The 17,179-nt window shown below is 44.9% G+C and carries 3 protein-coding genes; all 3 read left to right on the top strand.

Annotation, left to right across the window (positions count from 1 at the left end; genetic code table 11):
• Positions 1 to 32 precede the first annotated feature (32 nt).
• From DEO27_RS31795 to DEO27_RS21630, 3 genes are read left to right on the top strand one after another with little or no spacing between them, the layout of a single operon-like run.
• Positions 33 to 10,343, top strand: a complete 10,311-nt coding sequence (locus DEO27_RS31795; RefSeq protein WP_149301883.1) for a non-ribosomal peptide synthetase — start codon at positions 33 to 35, stop codon at positions 10,341 to 10,343.
• The gene (locus DEO27_RS31900) at positions 10,294 to 12,609 is read left to right on the top strand and encodes a condensation domain-containing protein (RefSeq protein WP_317132988.1); all 2,316 of its coding nucleotides are present in this window, start codon (positions 10,294 to 10,296) and stop codon (positions 12,607 to 12,609) included. The genes DEO27_RS31795 and DEO27_RS31900 overlap by 50 nt, the downstream gene beginning before the upstream one ends.
• Positions 12,606 to 17,102, top strand: a complete 4,497-nt coding sequence (locus tag DEO27_RS21630) for a non-ribosomal peptide synthetase (protein ID WP_190295183.1) — start codon at positions 12,606 to 12,608, stop codon at positions 17,100 to 17,102. Before DEO27_RS31900 ends, DEO27_RS21630 begins: the two co-directional genes overlap by 4 nt.
• Positions 17,103 to 17,179 lie beyond the last annotated feature (77 nt).

The raw sequence follows: 17,179 nt of genomic DNA, 5'->3' as shown, positions 1-17,179 counted from the left end.
ACTTTCTCCCCTCTTTGTTTAATACAATACTGATGAGCACTAAAATCGACAAAAGCAATGTTGCATCTGTTGTTGAACTAAATATGGTTCAACAGGGAATGTTATTTCAATTTTTAACAGATAATGATCCTTCTCTTTACAACGTTCAGATAGCGGTAGCCATTACCGGCTGTTTCGAACCTGTTGTACTTGAACAGGTGTTGCACAGGCTTCAAAGCAATCATGAGGTGCTGCGCTCTGTATTCAGGTGGGAAGAGGTTAGGAAGCCCATTCAGATAATATTACATAATACTGCTTTGCCCTACGCGTATCATGATTTTTCAACTCATGACAATGACGCCGAAGCAGCGCTTGATCAGTTTCTTGAACATGACCGCAGCCTGAAATTTGACCTGACCAATTTGCCCATTCGTTTCAGTTTAATTAAACAAAGTACCGACAAACATATCCTTGTTATTACCCACCATCATATTTTGTATGATGGCTGGAGCACCGGTATATTGTTGCAGGAAGTATTTGGCAACTATAAGCGCCTGAATGCCGGGGTGGCGTTATTACCTGTTCCTAATGTATCATATGCTAAGATTCAAAACGCGGTATTCTCCAAAAATGAGGAGGACTCCGCCTCGTACTGGAGCCAATATCTGCAGGATTACGAACCTAAGCCGCTTTTTCAGCCAGGGTTGAATAATGTATTAAATGGTGTTTCGGCGGCTACCAGGATTGTGCATAAGTTTAGCACAGAGCGGCTTAAAACCTTTGCAGTATCATGTGGTACCACACCTGCAACAATAATTTATGCCGCGTTTGGCTTTTTGCTTCGTAAATATTTAAATGCTAATGATGTTGTTGTTGGCACTGTGTTATCGCTGCGCGAAAGCGGTTTACAGGGTGTTGATACCATAATGGGTAATTTTATTAACACGTTGCCCTTGCGTTTAAATGAAAGCGGCAATGAGGGTATAGCCAATGTAATTGCAAAGCTCAACCTGTCGCTGCTTGAACGCAACAGGCATGCCCACACTTCGTATGCCGAAATCAAAGAGATAGCTAACCTTAACCCGGCCGAAAACTTGTTTGATGCCATTATCGTTATTGAGAACTACCCGCTTGATCTATCAGTTATAAATGGTAACACCGCGCCTTTGGTTACTCTGCATTCTGCAACAGAGCGCACCGAGTTTCCGCTGGTACTCAACGTATTTTTTAAGGAAGATATCGAGTTTGAGTTTGTTTTCAGTCCATCGCACATAACAGCATTTAACCCGCAGCTATTTGCCGGGCACTTAACCGAGGTTTTAAATTATATCATCGAGCATAAAAATGATGCGCTGGCATCGTTAAACATCCTTACCGTTAACGAGCAAAACGCTATACTTAAAGGCTTCAACCAAACATTAAAAGATTATCCAACCGATGATGTGATCACCGCTTTTCAAAAGCAGGTTGGTATCTGTCCGGATAAAACCGCTGTTACTTGCGGGAGTTTTAGGCTTACGTACAGGCAATTGGATGAACTTTCGGGCCGTATTGCGGGGTATTTGAAAAATGAACGAGGGGTTAATAAAGGCGATGTTGTAGGTGTTTTACTTGAACGTGAAGATTACCTGATCCCCGTTATATATGGCATCCTGAAGGCAGGAGCTGCCTATGTACCAATAGATCCCAGTTTTCCTGCAGATCGTATTAACTCCATTGTTCAGGATTCGGAGATGGTTGCCCTGGTTAGTCGGAGCAGGCATCTTAACAAACAAGTGGACAGCATCGAGAACATAATTGATCTGGATGTTGCCATTAACCTGATAAACGAACATGAGCCTGTATGTGTGCCCGTAAGTGGCGATGATCTGGTTTATGTGATTTATACATCGGGCTCAACAGGTCGGCCAAAAGGGGTAATGATCGAACATAAATCATTAATTGACCGCCTGTGGTGGATGCAGGAAAAATATCCCGCCGGTGCTGACGATGTATTCCTGCTGAAAACACCCATCGTATTTGATATTTCTGTTTGGGAAATATTTTGCTGGTCGATAGCGGGAGCCTCTTTAACGGTGCTGCCACATGGCGGCGAGAAAGATCCGGAGATAATCAAGGATACTATTAGTGCGGGCAATGTTACTATAGTTCATTTTGTGCCATCGTTGCTGGCGGTTTTTCTGGCCAGTTTACATACAGCAACCGACTTTTACGCACTCGAAAGTTTAAAAATTGTTTTTGCCTGTGGCGAAGCCCTGCAACCGGCACATGTAACGGCATTCAGGGAAACCCTAAATAGTAACGGCACCAGGCTTATTAATCTTTACGGTCCGGCCGAGGCTACGCTTGATGTGTCTGACTACGAATGTACTTTTGAGCCGTCTGAGGCTGCCATAGTGCCTATTGGCAAACCCCTGGCTAATGTTGAACTTTATATTTTAGATAACTGGGGGTATCCTGCCCCTGTGGGTGTGGTTGGCGAATTGCTTATTGGCGGCGTTGGGTTGGCTAAAGGTTATATCAACAATGAAAAGCTTACCAGCGAAAAGTTCATCGAAAAAAATAATATCATTTATGGCCGCATCTATAAAACCGGCGACCTCGCCCGCTGGATGCCTGACGGTAATATCGAATTTTTAGGCAGGGTTGATAACCAGGTAAAAATAAGGGGCCTCCGGATTGAACTGGGCGAGATTGAACACCAGGTATCGGCATTTGGAGCTATCAAAGAATGTGTGGTGTTAAGTCGCCAGCATCATGGTGATAATTACCTGGTTGCCTACTGTATAACGCATGAAACCGTAGCCCTTAGCGAATTGAAAGGATTTTTAAGCACCAAACTGCCTGCTTATATGATTCCGGCGCATTTTGTTTTTCTTGAACAGTTTCCATTGCTGATCAGCGGCAAATTAAACAGGAAGGCGCTTCCCGTACCAAATATTGATGATAACGATACGCTTGAAGCCGCTAATACTCCTGTTGAAGAAAAATTGGTTATTATCTGGGCTGGTATACTCAACATTAAGCCCGAAAATATCAGCGTTACACGTAGCTTTTTTGATATGGGCGGTCATTCGCTCAAAGCTATGTCAATGGTTAACGAAATCTACAGACAGTTAAATATCAGGATAACAATTAAAGAAGTTTTTGAATATGCCGATATCAGGGCACTGGCCTCTTTGTTAAACAAAAAAGAAACCGGTAACCGGTTTGTGACCTTAACGCCGGTTGCTCTACAAAGTCACTATCAACTTTCACCCGCGCAGGAAAGATTATATTTCTTATATGAGTTTGAGAAACAATCAACTGCGTATAATGGCTGTTTGATTACGGAAATTAATGGTGCAATTAATTTCGACCGACTTAACCAGGCCATTGCACAACTGGTAAAAAGGCACGAAGTTTTACGCACCGTTTTTGAATTGGTTGATGGCAAGCCGTTTCAAAAAATTATTGATGATTTCGAAGTCTCCATTGAATATATTGCTGCCGGTGAGGGCGAAACAGCAACTGTTGTTGATGCCTTTATCCGCCCTTTTAACCTGAATGAACAGCCTCCTTTCAGAATAGGTTTGGTACAGCTGGCACACGATAAGCATCTCTTATTATTCGATATTCATCATATCATAAGCGACGGTTTATCGCAGGAAATATTCATCCGCGATTTTAGCAATCTGTACAACGGTTTGCCGCTGCCTGCTTTGACTTTTCATTTTAAGGATTACGCCTGGCACCTGCAGCAGAATGAAAAAGAAAGGATCGAAACACAAAGATCCTACTGGTTAAAGGCCTTTGAACAACTACCCGAGGCAATCGAACTACCGACTGATTTTGAGAGGCCTTTATTTAATAATTTTAAGACAGGGAAGTATCGTTTTGAGTTAGATAAACATATCAAAAGTCAGCTGGAAAGATTTGCCGGGAAGCATAAGACAACGGTATATAATGTATTGCTGGCAACGTTTAATATCTTAATAGCAAAGCTAAGCGGGGCCGAAGACATTACAATAGGTACGCCTTTTACCGGGAGGGACTATCCGGGTATGGAAAATGTTGCGGGCATGTTTGTTAATACGCTGGCACTCCGTAATAAAATAAATGACAATGAGGGCTTTAGCGCGCTGCTTGCCGCTGTAAAAGATAACACTGCTGCAGCCTTCAGTAATCAGCTGTATCCGTATCACAATATGATCGAAGATCTGGGCCTGGTGAGGGACAATGGTCGCAATCCGCTTTTTAATATCTTGTTTTCTTACCAGGATTTTAAAATGGAGCAGGTTACTATGGATGGTTTACAGGTTAATTCATACAGTGCAGATAATCAATTTACACCCTTTGATCTTATACTTTCTGTAACAACAGGACAGGATGGTCTTGATTGCTTTTTTGAATTTGCTGCCGATCTGTTCAGGGCAGATACCGTTGCCCGGTTTGCAGGTTATTGGGTTAACATTCTGCAAACGGTATTGTTGCAACCCCAGTTAGCCATTGGTGTTATAGATTATATTCCTGCTGATGAAAAGCGGCAGATAATTGAGGTGTTTAATGTTACAGATGTTGTTTATCCGGATGAAACCATTGTTTCCTTATTTAAAAAGAATGTACAGGAGTGGCCGGATAATACTGCAATTATTCACGCTGGGCAGCAGCTTACATACAGGCAATTAGATCAAAAGGCAGCTGCGGCAGCTCATGTTCTGCAAACAAAATTAACAGGCGAAGGCCATCGTATAGGCCTGCTTTTTGAACCGGGTTTGGATGTGTCTGTCGCTATTTTAGGCGTGCTGTACGCCGGATTTACCTTCGTTCCGTTATCACCTCAAAATCCTATTGAACGCAATAGTTATATTTTAGAAGATAGCCAGGTTGCCATACTGCTTACATCAAATGAGCTGGCAGCTATGGCAAACGCTATTATCGAGCTTGTTGATAATGGCAGCGTTGTTTATATGGAAGATGTTACGACTAATAACGTATTAATCCGCCAACCAAACATCACGACCAATGACCTGGTATACATCATTTACACTTCCGGCACAACAGGGCAGCCAAAGGGTGTTGGTATCAGCCATAAAAATCTGGCTAACTATGTATTATGGAATAAAAATTACCATCAGCGTACGGCAACCGATCATACCCTTCAAATGGTACCGTATTATTTTGATGGTTTTGGCGCAAATTTTTATCCGGTTTTATTATCGGGAGCTGCGATGGTAACTGTGCCTCATGAAAACAGGTTAAATATAAAGTCGATATTAAATCTCATTACAAGTAACCGCATCACCAATTTTGCGGTGCTGCCCAGTTTTTACAACGAGATTTTAGATAGCATTGAACAATCGGGTACAAAGGTTCCGGATATGAGGTTTGTGGTGCTTGCCGGCGAAAGGGCAAATATGAAAATGCTTGCCAAAAGCGCATCGGTGTTGCCATGGGTTAACATTCAAAACGAATATGGGCCAACCGAGGCTACTATTGCGGCTACACACAGTAAAATATTAAAACCTGCAGAAAATGCCAACATTGGCCAGCCAATAGCCAATACCAGGGTTTGGGTGCTTGGGCCAAATCATGAAATGAAACCAATTGGTGTTTGGGGCGAAATATGTATATCAGGTAATGGTGTGGCTAACGGTTATATCAATAACTCTGCACTTACCGAGCAAAAATTTGCTTCTCATCCCTTTATACCGGACGTTAACATTTACAAAACAGGCGATGTTGGTCGCTGGTTATCTGACGGTAGCCTGGAACTACGAGGCCGTATTGACGATCAGGTAAAAATACGAGGACACCGCATTGAAACCAGTGAAATTGAAAAACAGTTATTAGCTATAAAGGGCGTTGAAGAGGCGGTGGTTGTACCTTTCACACATGTTGGACAGCAATGTTTGGTAGCTTATTATCGCGGTGTAAAAACCTTAGATGAGCAAGAGATCCGCGATGAGCTTTCCAGATGGTTGCCCGAATATATGCTGCCTGCAGCTTTTGTTTGCCTTGCAGCGTTTCCGTATACCAGTGTTGGTAAAATTGAGAAGAGGCGTTTACCTGATCCCGTGTTTGAAATTGCAGGAGAAACCACAACGCCCTGCAATGCCGAAGAAGAATTACTTGCTCAAACATGGAAAAAAATACTGGGTTTAAATGAGATCGGTACCAATACCAATTTCTTTTCTGTAGGTGGTGATTCTATTAAATCAATCCAGGTATGTTCGGCGCTTCACTCGGCCGGTTATGAGCTAAGCGTTAAAGATGTTTTTACTTCACCTACTATTAAAGAGCTTGCCAAAAAACTTACAATAACCTCAACAGTTTCAAGTCAGGATAATATTGCCGAAACAGCAGCTGTATCACCCATTCAGCAATGGTTCTTTGATAGCGGATTGCGCAATAAAAATCATTTTAACCAGGCGGTATGCATCAAGTTTAACGACCGTGTTACATCAGCTGAGGTTGCGCTGATCTTTAATAAACTATCAGATCATCATGATATACTCCGGGCCCGGTTTCTGGAGGATGACAATAAATACACTCAGGTAATCTCTTCTGAGTCGGTCTTATGCGATGTAGAAGAACACTGGCTAACCGGTCATGCCGATGCCGTGGGTGCAATGCAGCAATTGGGAAGCAAAGCCCAACATGACTTGAACATCCAACCCGGGAAAAATATGAAGCTGGTACTTTTCCAACTTGAAAATGAAAGCCGCCTGTTAATCATTATCCATCACCTTGTGATTGATGGGGTTTCATGGCGAATTTTGGTTGAGGATATCGATAACTTATTATTACAATATAAGGCCGGCACACCGCTGGCACTGCCTGCTAAAACTACCCCTTATACCACCTGGGCCGAAAAGCTGAAGGAGCATTATTCAGAAAAAGATGATGCCTTCTGGAATAAATTAAACAACTCGAATTTCAATGCGCCTGTGAAGGATAATCCTGGTGGAACTAACCGTATACAGGATGCCCGCACAATTAAATTCAGCTTAAATAAAGAGTTAACCAGGCAGCTAACAGAACAAACAGGTTTTGCTTATAACACCGGTATCAATGATATTTTAATGACCGCTCTGGCATTAGCATGCAGCCGGGAGTTTGATATAGATAGCCTTGTTGTTGATGTTGAAAGCCATGGAAGAGATTCTATTCGGGGCATAAATATTAGCCGTACCCTGGGTTGGTTCACCGCGTTTTATCCTATTCATTTAAATATAGGCAAAGGCACAATAGCCGATGCCGTGACAAACGTAAAAGACGCCTTAAGAAAGTCGCCTGAGTTTTTACATGGCTACTTGCTTAACCGCCAGGCTCAATCAAACGCAAGAGAGTTGTGCACAAATATTTGCTTTAACTATTTAGGCCAGTTTGATACAGATATTTCAGGCAGGAATTTTTCTATATTAAACAATAATGAGCCATACCAAACTATAGGGTTAACCGAAACCCGCTTTTATGAGTGGGAGTTTTTAGGTATGATCATGCACGAAGAGCTTGAAATGAGCTTCACTTTCAGTACCGCGCAATATGATGCAGAAAAGATGGAGCTATTTTTTAATAGCTATCAAAAGTACCTTGTCGATATTATTAATCATTGCAATGCTGTTACAAACCCGGTAATTACAGCTTCTGACTTTTCTTTTAAACAACTTTCGGCGGAGGAGTTAAAGCTGCTGCCCGCCCTGAACGATATAGAGGATGTTTATACACTTTCACCAATGCAGGAAGGCTTGTTATTTCACGCCCTGCTTGAGCCCGGTGAACAGTTTTATTTTGAACAGGCTGCTGTTTCCCTTTCCGGAAAGTTGAATAAAGCTTACCTGGATCAAACTTTTCAGCTTTTATGTTCACGGCACGCGGTTTTACGTACGGTTTTCAGGGTTCGGGATTTTAATCGTCCCGTTCAGGTAGTTTTTAAACAACGCCCGCTAAATGTGTTGTTCTCCGATGTCGATGAATTAGCATCAAACGATATAGCCGATATTTTAGCAGCAGACAGAGCGCAGGGCTTTGACCTTGAAAATGGCCCGCTTATTCGCATCCAGGTAATTAGCGCTGGTAGCGATGAGCATATACTGGTATTAAGTCATCATCATATTTTAATGGATGGCTGGTGCATGGGCATTATATTAAAAGAGTTTTTAGCCGTGTATGAAAGTTTGCTTAGCGGCCACACATTACAATTGCCACGGGCAAAACCCTATTCGGAGTATATAGCCTGGTATGAAAATCAAAACCGTAATCAGGCAATATCTTACTGGGCCAATTATTTAAAAGATTTGACATCGCCTACGGGGCTGCCCGATCTGTTTCAACTACCTGGAAATCGAAAAACAGATGCCTTGCACAAAGATCTGTTCCTGTCAGAAGATTTGACCCGTAAGCTACATAAAACGGCGAGCAGATATGGAGGCACGGTGAGCCATGTAATGCAACTGGCCTGGGCTATTTTGCTGTCGAAATATAATAACACTAACGATACTGTTTTTGGATTGGTAGTGTCAGGAAGGCCAACCGAAGTTGACGGCATCGATGAAATGATAGGTTTATTCATTAACACGCTGCCCGTACGGATAAAAACGGATAAAAACGCTACGATCAAAGCTATCCTCGAACAGATCAGGAATGATGCGAGTAATAGCGGGCCACACCATTATATCCCATTGCAGGATGTACAAACCCGGGCAGCAGGAAACAGGCAGCTTTTTAACCATATAATGGTTTTTGAGAACTACCCGGTTTCTGAACAGATTGAAAAAGCCCCGGCAAACGATGGGGTATTCAGGATCACAGGTTCGGAGTTTTTTGAGCAAACTCATTATGATCTTGCCCTCACTATTATCCCGGCAGCGCAAATGACGGTGAAGTTTAAGTATAAGCCAACTGCTATTCATCCTTATATTATAGAAAATGCCGCTGCGCATTTTACAAATGTGCTTGAGCAATTGTGCGCAAGCCATCCATCAGATATTTTATCTGGCATTAGCTTGCAAACAGCATCAGAGGCGATTACAGAGCAGGACAGGTTTAACGATGTCCCTGCGATGGATAGCGGAAACTCAACATTGATCAGCCATTTTGCAGGGGCGGCTTTAAAATATAGTGCGCATAGTGTACAGTTATTGAGCGGTAATGCGCTCAGTTACGCCGAACTCGACGCGGCATCCAACCGATTTGCAGCTTATCTTCGGGACAAAGAAGGTGTAAAAAACGGGGATGTTATCGGTGTACTATTAAACCGCGAAGAACGATTGCTCACTGTGCTTTTGGGTATCCTGAAAGCCGGTGCAGCATTTGTGCCCATGGAAGTACAATGGCCTGCCACGAGGGTCAATTCGGTGATAGCCGGTTCGGGCATGCAGTTGGTCATAAGCTCATCAGCCTACGCGGATAAGATAGCAGCAGGGAGTACCCTGCTACTGAACCTGGATATTAAATGGCATGAGGTTCAAAACAGTCCTGCCGATGCCATCAACGAAGCAAGAGCAGAAGGATTGGCCTACGTAATCTACACTTCAGGTTCAACCGGAACGCCTAAAGGGGTCATGATCAGCCATGCATCGTTGTATAATTATATAAGCTGGGCTGATAAAGAATATGTGCAGGGTAAACCGGCAGTATTCCCGCTGTATTCATCCATCGCGTTCGACCTGACGATCACCTCTATTTTTACACCGCTGTTATCAGGCAATACCGTTGTATTGTATGGTGGGGTAGAGAGCGGGCTGCAGATTGATAAGATTCTGAAAGATAACCTGTCGACGGTATTAAAGCTCACGCCTTCGCACCTGAAACTGATTAGGGACAACTATAGCAGGGAAGATTTAGCGGCAAGTAAATTGGAAACGCTGATCATAGGAGGAGAAGACCTGGAAAGCAATCTGGCGCAGGCCATAGATGAGCTGTTTGACGGCCGTGTAGCACAATATAATGAGTACGGCCCTACAGAAGCAACGGTAGGGTGCATGATCCACCGTTATAACAAAGCAGATCATTATGGTTCTGTACCTATCGGTATCCCGGGAGCGGGAGTAAGGATCTATGTACTGGATAAAGATAACCAACCGGTAGTAACCGGAGCGATTGGTGAATTGTATATAGCAGGCAAAGGTCTTGCAAAGGGCTACCTGAACAACGAAACGCTTACGGCAGATAAGTTTATAGCCGACCCGTTTAAACCGGGAGAGCTGATGTACAAAACGGGTGACCTTGCAGTATTCACTCCCGAAGGTACGCTATTATACAAAAGGCCGCAAAGACCTGCAGGTACAGTTGCGGGGTTTCAGGATCGAGCTGGAGGAAGTATCAGGAGCGATGGAGAAGCTGGGCGAAGTAAAGGAAGCGCATGTAAAGCTGTGGCATGATAAGGGCGAAGACTATTTGGTGGCGTACTACACAGGCGCAGCCGAAGCAGACACGATCAGGCGGGAGCTCAAGCAGATGCTACCGGAATACATGCAACCGTCCTACTATGTACAGCTGGAAAGTTTCCCGCTGACGCTGAACGGTAAACTGGCGGCAGATCAGCTACCTAAGCCGGAAGTAAAGGCCGAAGCCAACCAGTCGAAGCCGGAGGGTGCGCTGGAAGAACAGCTTGCGGGGATCTGGGCAGAAGTACTGCGGATAGATCAGGAACTGATCGGTGCTACACGGAGTTTCTTTGAACTGGGGGGCAATTCGCTGAAAGCTGTCAGCCTGGTAAACCAGGTACGGAAACAAACAGGAGCAGAGCTGGAGCTGAGAGAGATTTTTGGAGAACCGAGCGTGCGCGGGCAGGCATTGCTGCTTGCAGAGCGGGTACAAGGCAAAAAAGGCGACCAGATCCCACATGCAGGAACCCGGCCTTACTATAAGTTATCCTCGGCCCAGAAACGGATGTACCTGCTACAGGAATTCGATAAAGGCTCGGTGACCTACAATATGCCAAATGTATTCAGGATAAAAGGCAAGGCAGACCAGGCACGCTTGGAACAGGCATTCAAAGGCTTGCTGAACCGTCACGATATCCTGCGGACAAACTTTGAGCGTCTGGGCGAGCAGGTAGTACAAATCATCGGGAGCGAATACAAAGAATTCAGGATGGCGGCATACAGCTGCACGGCAGGAGAGCTGAACAACTGCATCAGCAGTCAGATCAGGCCATTTGACCTGGGCAGGGACAGGCTGTTGCGTGCCGGGCTGATCAGGGTAGATACCGGCGAAGAACTGCTGGTGCTGGATATGCACCATATCATTACCGACGGGATCTCGCAGGAGATCCTGATCCGGGATTTTATGGAGCTTTACGGCGGGAAAGAACTGGAAAAACCGGTACTGCAATATAAAGATTACGCGGAATGGCAGCAGCAGAGCAGCCATGGCGCAAAGGCAAAGGCATGGTGGTTAAAACAGTTTTCGGACGAAATCCCGGTGTTGCAATTACCGCAGGACTATGCCCGCCCGGTAGTAAAAGACCATCAGGGGAGCGCCGTTTCATTTATGCTGAACGCGGAAGAAACAAAACAAGTAGCATCACTGGCAGCAGCAACAGGAAGTACCGTATTCATGGTACTGCTGAGCTGCTGGAATATCCTGCTCAGCAGGCTGAGCGGCCAGGAAGATGTTGTGACCGGTACGCCAAGCGGGGGCCGGGAACATGCGGGACTGGAAGAGATGGCGGGCATGTTTGTCAATACACTGGCGTTAAGGAGCCAGGTAAAGGGCACCCAAAGCGTTCAGGCATACCTGGAAAGTACGAGGGAAAACACGCTTGAAGCGTTCAGTAACCAGGGGTACCAGTATGAAGAACTGGTAGACAGCCTGAAACTGGAACGGGATACGGGCCGTAACCCGCTGTTTGATGTGATGTTCGTGTTCCAGAACTATGCAAGCGGGACGCTGTCGGCAGCAGGGATAGAATTGAGCGGCTATGAACAGGCGCATACGATCTCGAAGTTCGACCTGCTGCTGAGCTGCCAGGAAAAAGACGGGATATTGGGCTTTGCACTGGAATATGCCAGCTCGCTGTTTAAAGCGGAAAGCATCAAACGCTATGCAGGCTATTTTACAAACATCATAGCCAGCGTGCTGAATGACCCGTCGCAGGAGATCGGGAACATCAAACTCTTATCATTAGCGGAAGAAAACACGATCAGGGAAACGTTTAATCAAACCACAAAAAACTATCCGGAAGAAGGAAATGTGATGGACCTGTTCAGGGAGCAGGCCAGGCAACAGCCGGAAGCCAGGGCAGTAAAATACGGGAACGAAATATTAAGTTACCGGGAACTGGATGAACTGTCGGACGCATACGCACGGTACCTGGCAGAAGAAAGAGGAGCGAAGCAGGGTGACCTGATCGGCCTGCTGCTGGAAAGGGAAGCGCAGCTGATCCCGGCGATATACGGGATCTTGAAGGCAGGCTGCGCGTATGTACCGATGGACCCGAACTACCCTGTAGACAGGATCGCCACGATACTGGAAGATTCAGGGATCAGGCAGGTGATCAGCCGGGGGAAATATATCCGGGCAGAGCTCAAAGACAAAGCAGATTATATCGACCTGGACAGCGAAGAGGAACTTATCCAAAGCAAGATCAGTCAAAATAATAATACCCGGCCAGGATCAAAGGGAGCGACCTGGCGTATGTGATCTATACTTCAGGCTCGACAGGGAAACCGAAAGGTGTCATGATCGAGCACCATTCGGTAGTGAACAGGCTGATGTGGATGCAGTCGGCATACCCGCTAACAGAAAAAGATGTGCTGTTGCAAAAAACACCGGTGGTGTTTGATGTATCGGTATGGGAACTGTTCTGGTGGGGGCTGACAGGCGCCTCGCTGGTGGTGCTGCAACCGGGAGAAGAGAAAGAAGCAACCGTGCTTCAGGAAGTGATTGGCAGGGAACAGGTAAGCACGATGCACTTCGTGCCATCGATGCTGAGCCACTTCCTGCAGGTACAGGCAGAAGAGGAAGAAAGCAAAAAAGAAGAACATAAACTCAGGAGCCTGAGACAGGTGTTCACGAGTGGTGAGGCGCTTCAATACGGCCATGCCGAGCAGTTCGGCAAACAGATCGGCAACCTTTACGGCACGAGGCTGATCAACCTTTACGGTCCGACAGAAGCCACGGTAGACGTATCATATTACGAATGCGACTACAGCAAAGGAGTGCCGCAGTCCATCCCTATCGGCAAACCGATAGACAATATCAGGCTGTATATCCTGGACCAATACGGGAATATCTGCCCTATAGGCGTAGCCGGAGAACTGTGCATAGCAGGAGTAGGTGTAGCGCGGGGTTATCTGAACAATGCGGAACTGACGGAGAAGAAATTCAGGCAGGAGGGAAACGTTGTCGGGGAAAGGCTGTACCATACGGGCGATCTGGCCCGCTGGCAGGATGATGGAAATATCGAATACCTGGGCAGGATAGACAGCCAGGTAAAGTTGCGCGGACTAAGGATAGAACTGGAAGAGATCCAGGTACATTTATCGAACCATGCAGGCGTAACAGACAGTGTGGTTATGGTAAAGGAACAATCGGGCGATCAGGTACTGGTGGCATATTATGTAGCGCCGGAAGAAATAGGAGCAGAAGAACTGCGGAAGCACCTGGGATCGAAAGTGCCGGAGTACATGGTACCGGGTTATTTTGTACAATTAACAGCCTGGCCTGTAACGATGAACGGGAAGCTGAACCGGAAAGCTTTGCCAGCACCGGAGATCAGCCGATCGGGGGATTATGCGGAAGCAGAAACAGAAACAGAGCAGATGCTGGTATCGTTATGGGGCGAAGTGCTGAAGCTTGATGCCGGGGTTATCGGTATCCATCAAAGCTTCTTCGAGCTTGGCGGAAACTCCCTCAGGGCTATGACAATGATCAGCAAAATAGTGAAACGTTTGCAGGTGAAATTATCATTACAGCAAGCCTTTATACATGATACCATACATACGCTGGCCAAGGTTATAGATAACACAGATAAAACCAGTTATGTTGCCATTGAGCGCGCGCCCGAAAAGCCTTATTATGCTACTACGCCGGTGCAAAAAAGCCTTTACTTTTTAAATGAGTACGATACCGAGTTTCTTGCATACAACATGCCAAGAGTTGTTAAAATGGAAGGTAGCCTGGATAAAGCCAAACTCATTAAGGTGATAGAAACCCTTATTGCAAGGCATGAGGTTTTCAGAACAGGGTTTGTTTTGATTGACAAGGAACCTGTGCAGATAGTTCATAAGGACATTAAGTTTGAAGTACAAATATTCAAGGCCAATAGCTACGAAGAAACCCAGCAGTTTCTTATAGGCATGATAAAACCATTTGACCTCACCAAACCACCATTGATCAGAGCCGGACTTGTTGAAGTTAATGAAAACGAACATTACCTGATGGTTGATATCCACCATATTGTATTTGATGGTATATCAAGTGGCATCATGATAAGGGATTTTGCAAACTTGTATAATGAAGAGGCATTGCCCGAACTCCGTTTGCAATATAAAGACTTTGCCGATTGGCAAAATAGCCTCGATCAGCAGTTAGTTAAAGAGAAACAACGCAACTTCTGGAAGAACGAGTTTAGCGGCGGTATACCGGTTTTAAATCTACCTACCGATTATAACCGCCCGCTGATCAGGAGCCATGAAGGCAAAACAGTTGACTTTAACCTGAGCCCTGATGAAACCAAAACGGTAAAAGCACTGGCCGAAAAGCAGGGGACAACCCTGTTCATGGTTTTACTGTCGGCATATTACATCCTTTTAAGTAAAATAACAGGGCAGGATGATATTGTAGTAGGAACAACAACCGGTGGCCGTAATCATGACGACCTGCAGCAGATGCTGGGGATGTTTTTATCCTCGCTACCGTTGCGTAACAAACCGCAGGCATCGCTTCAATACAATGAGTTTTTGAAAAAAGTAAAAAAGCAAACATTGGAGTGCTTTGAAAACCAGGGCTTTGATTTTAGCATGACACTTGATTTTGGCGATGTACAAAGAGATATGAGCCAAAACGCCTTGTTTAATGTGGTATTCATGCTGCATAATTTTGAACCTGCGCCTGTAAGCATCCCCGGTTTAAATTTTACAACCATAAACTGGGAAAACGTATCGTCGAAATTTGATCTTACACTTACCGCTAAAGAAATTGGCGACGTTATTACCTTAAACTTTGAATACTGTACCAAACTGTTTAAAGAAGACACTATTGACCGTTATGCTGCCTGGTACAAAAATATCATCACTCAAATCACAAGCAAGCATGATATCCGGATTGCCGGAATAACACTTGCCTCAGAGGCGGAAGAATTACAAATAGTTAACAACTTTAATACGCAACAACCATTAGTTAACGACTTTGATAATGTTGTTAACAGGTTTGACCTACAGGTTGAAAAAACGCCGGCTGCAATTGCATTACAGTTTGGTGTACAGTCGCTCACCTATAAGGTATTACAGGAACGGGCTAATAAATTGGCCAATTACCTGCTTGCCAATACATCTGCCTCAAAAAACAATATTGTGGCATTGTATCTGAATAGGTCGGCCGAAATGGTGATTGCTATGCTGGCAGTTTTAAAATCAGGTTCGGCGTTTGTTTGCATCGATCCTGAAAAGTGCCCTGCCGACAGATTAAGGTTTATATTGAAAGAGTGCGATGCAAAAACAATGATCATTAATTCGGCATTTGATGCAACAGCGCATGCCGGTGTAAACATCATTAACCTTGCTTCGGCAACCGAGTTTGAGCACATGTCTGTAGCTAATCCTGAAAAGAATATCAGTTTAGATGATCTTGCATACGTGATATTTACCTCCGGAAGTACCGGCGTGCCTAAAGGAGTTATGATTAGTCATAGTGCGCTCGCCGATTATACCGGCACCTTTAGCGAGTATTTTGAGGTTGGTCCTCATGACAGGGTTATCCAGATGTCGGCCTTTACTTTTGATACCTCCATTGAGGAGATTTTTCCGGCACTTACCAACGGCGCATGTGTAGTTATGCTGATTGAAAATAACTTCAGCATAGGTGACCTGGCCGAATTGATACGGGATGAGCAGGCCACAATACTAAGCACAACACCATTAATACTGAATGAGTTAAACCGCAAGGCGACTTATTTAAAAGGTCTGCGGGCCATCATTAGCGGCGGCGATGTACTTAAACCAGCATATATAAGTAATTTGATGGATGTTTGCCCGGTGTACAACACCTATGGCCCGTCTGAAACAACGGTTTGTGTTACTTATCATAAAATAAGTAACCCTGACGATGCCCAGGTTATTGGTAAACCTATCCGAAATAAACAGGTTTTAATTTTAGACGAGTATAACAACCTGGTGCCTGTAGGTTTACAGGGAGAGATTTGCGTATCCGGAGAAGGCCTGGCCATAGGTTACCTGCAAGACGAATTGTTAACAAATCAAAAGTTTGTGCAAAACCCTGTTACCGGCAATCGCATGTACAAAACCGGCGATGTTGGTAAGTGGAGAGAAGATGGCAGCATTGAGTTTTTAGGCCGAAAAGATAAGCAGATTAAGATAAGGGGTATTCGTATTGAACCGGGTGAGATAGAAACAAGCCTGGCTTTACATAAGGATATTACCGATGTTATAGTAACAGCCAAACAATACAAACAGGATAACTACCTGATTGCTTATTATGTTGCCGGTGCCGAAATACCTGCCGAAGATCTGAAAGCTCACCTTACTACGTCGCTGCCGGATTATATGATCCCGTCGTTCTTTATCCACCTGAACGCGGTACAGCGCAATGCCAGTGGTAAAATTGATACACATGCCCTGCCCGATCCGGAATTTGCAACGCTGCATGTTTACAAAGGGCCCGAAACTTTAACGGAGGCTGTACTTGTAAAAATCTGGGCCGGCCTGCTTGGTATCAACGAGGGTGAAATAGGGGTGGAAACAAGCTTTTTCCATATAGGCGGGCACTCGTTAAATGCCATGTCATTTGTAACCGAAGCATTTGAGGCGCTTGATGTTAAAGTTCCGCTGAAGGACTTTTTTATAAAGCCAACCATCAGGGCTACTGCTGCTTATATCGATATACAAAAAAGTTTCGTAAGCTCAGAGTATTTGTTAACTGCCGACCTGGCACCTATCGAAGCCACGCTTAACTAACCTAAGTCTGGCATAACTTATCAAGGATCAGCTAACCGGAATAAGCCTTTACTGTCCCGTATAGGGCCCGGTTTAGC

Source organism: Mucilaginibacter rubeus, assembly GCF_003286415.2.
In the GTDB taxonomy this organism is placed as follows: domain Bacteria; phylum Bacteroidota; class Bacteroidia; order Sphingobacteriales; family Sphingobacteriaceae; genus Mucilaginibacter; species Mucilaginibacter rubeus_A.
This window is presented reverse-complemented; position numbering and strand designations above follow the sequence as displayed.

Excerpts from the sequence above, each read along its gene's own strand:
- DEO27_RS31795 (WP_149301883.1), top strand. The coding sequence starts at position 33 with ATGAGCACTAAAATCGACAAAAGCAATGTTGCATCTGTTGTTGAACTA.
- DEO27_RS31900 (WP_317132988.1), top strand. The coding sequence starts at position 10,294 with ATGGAGAAGCTGGGCGAAGTAAAGGAAGCGCATGTAAAGCTGTGGCAT.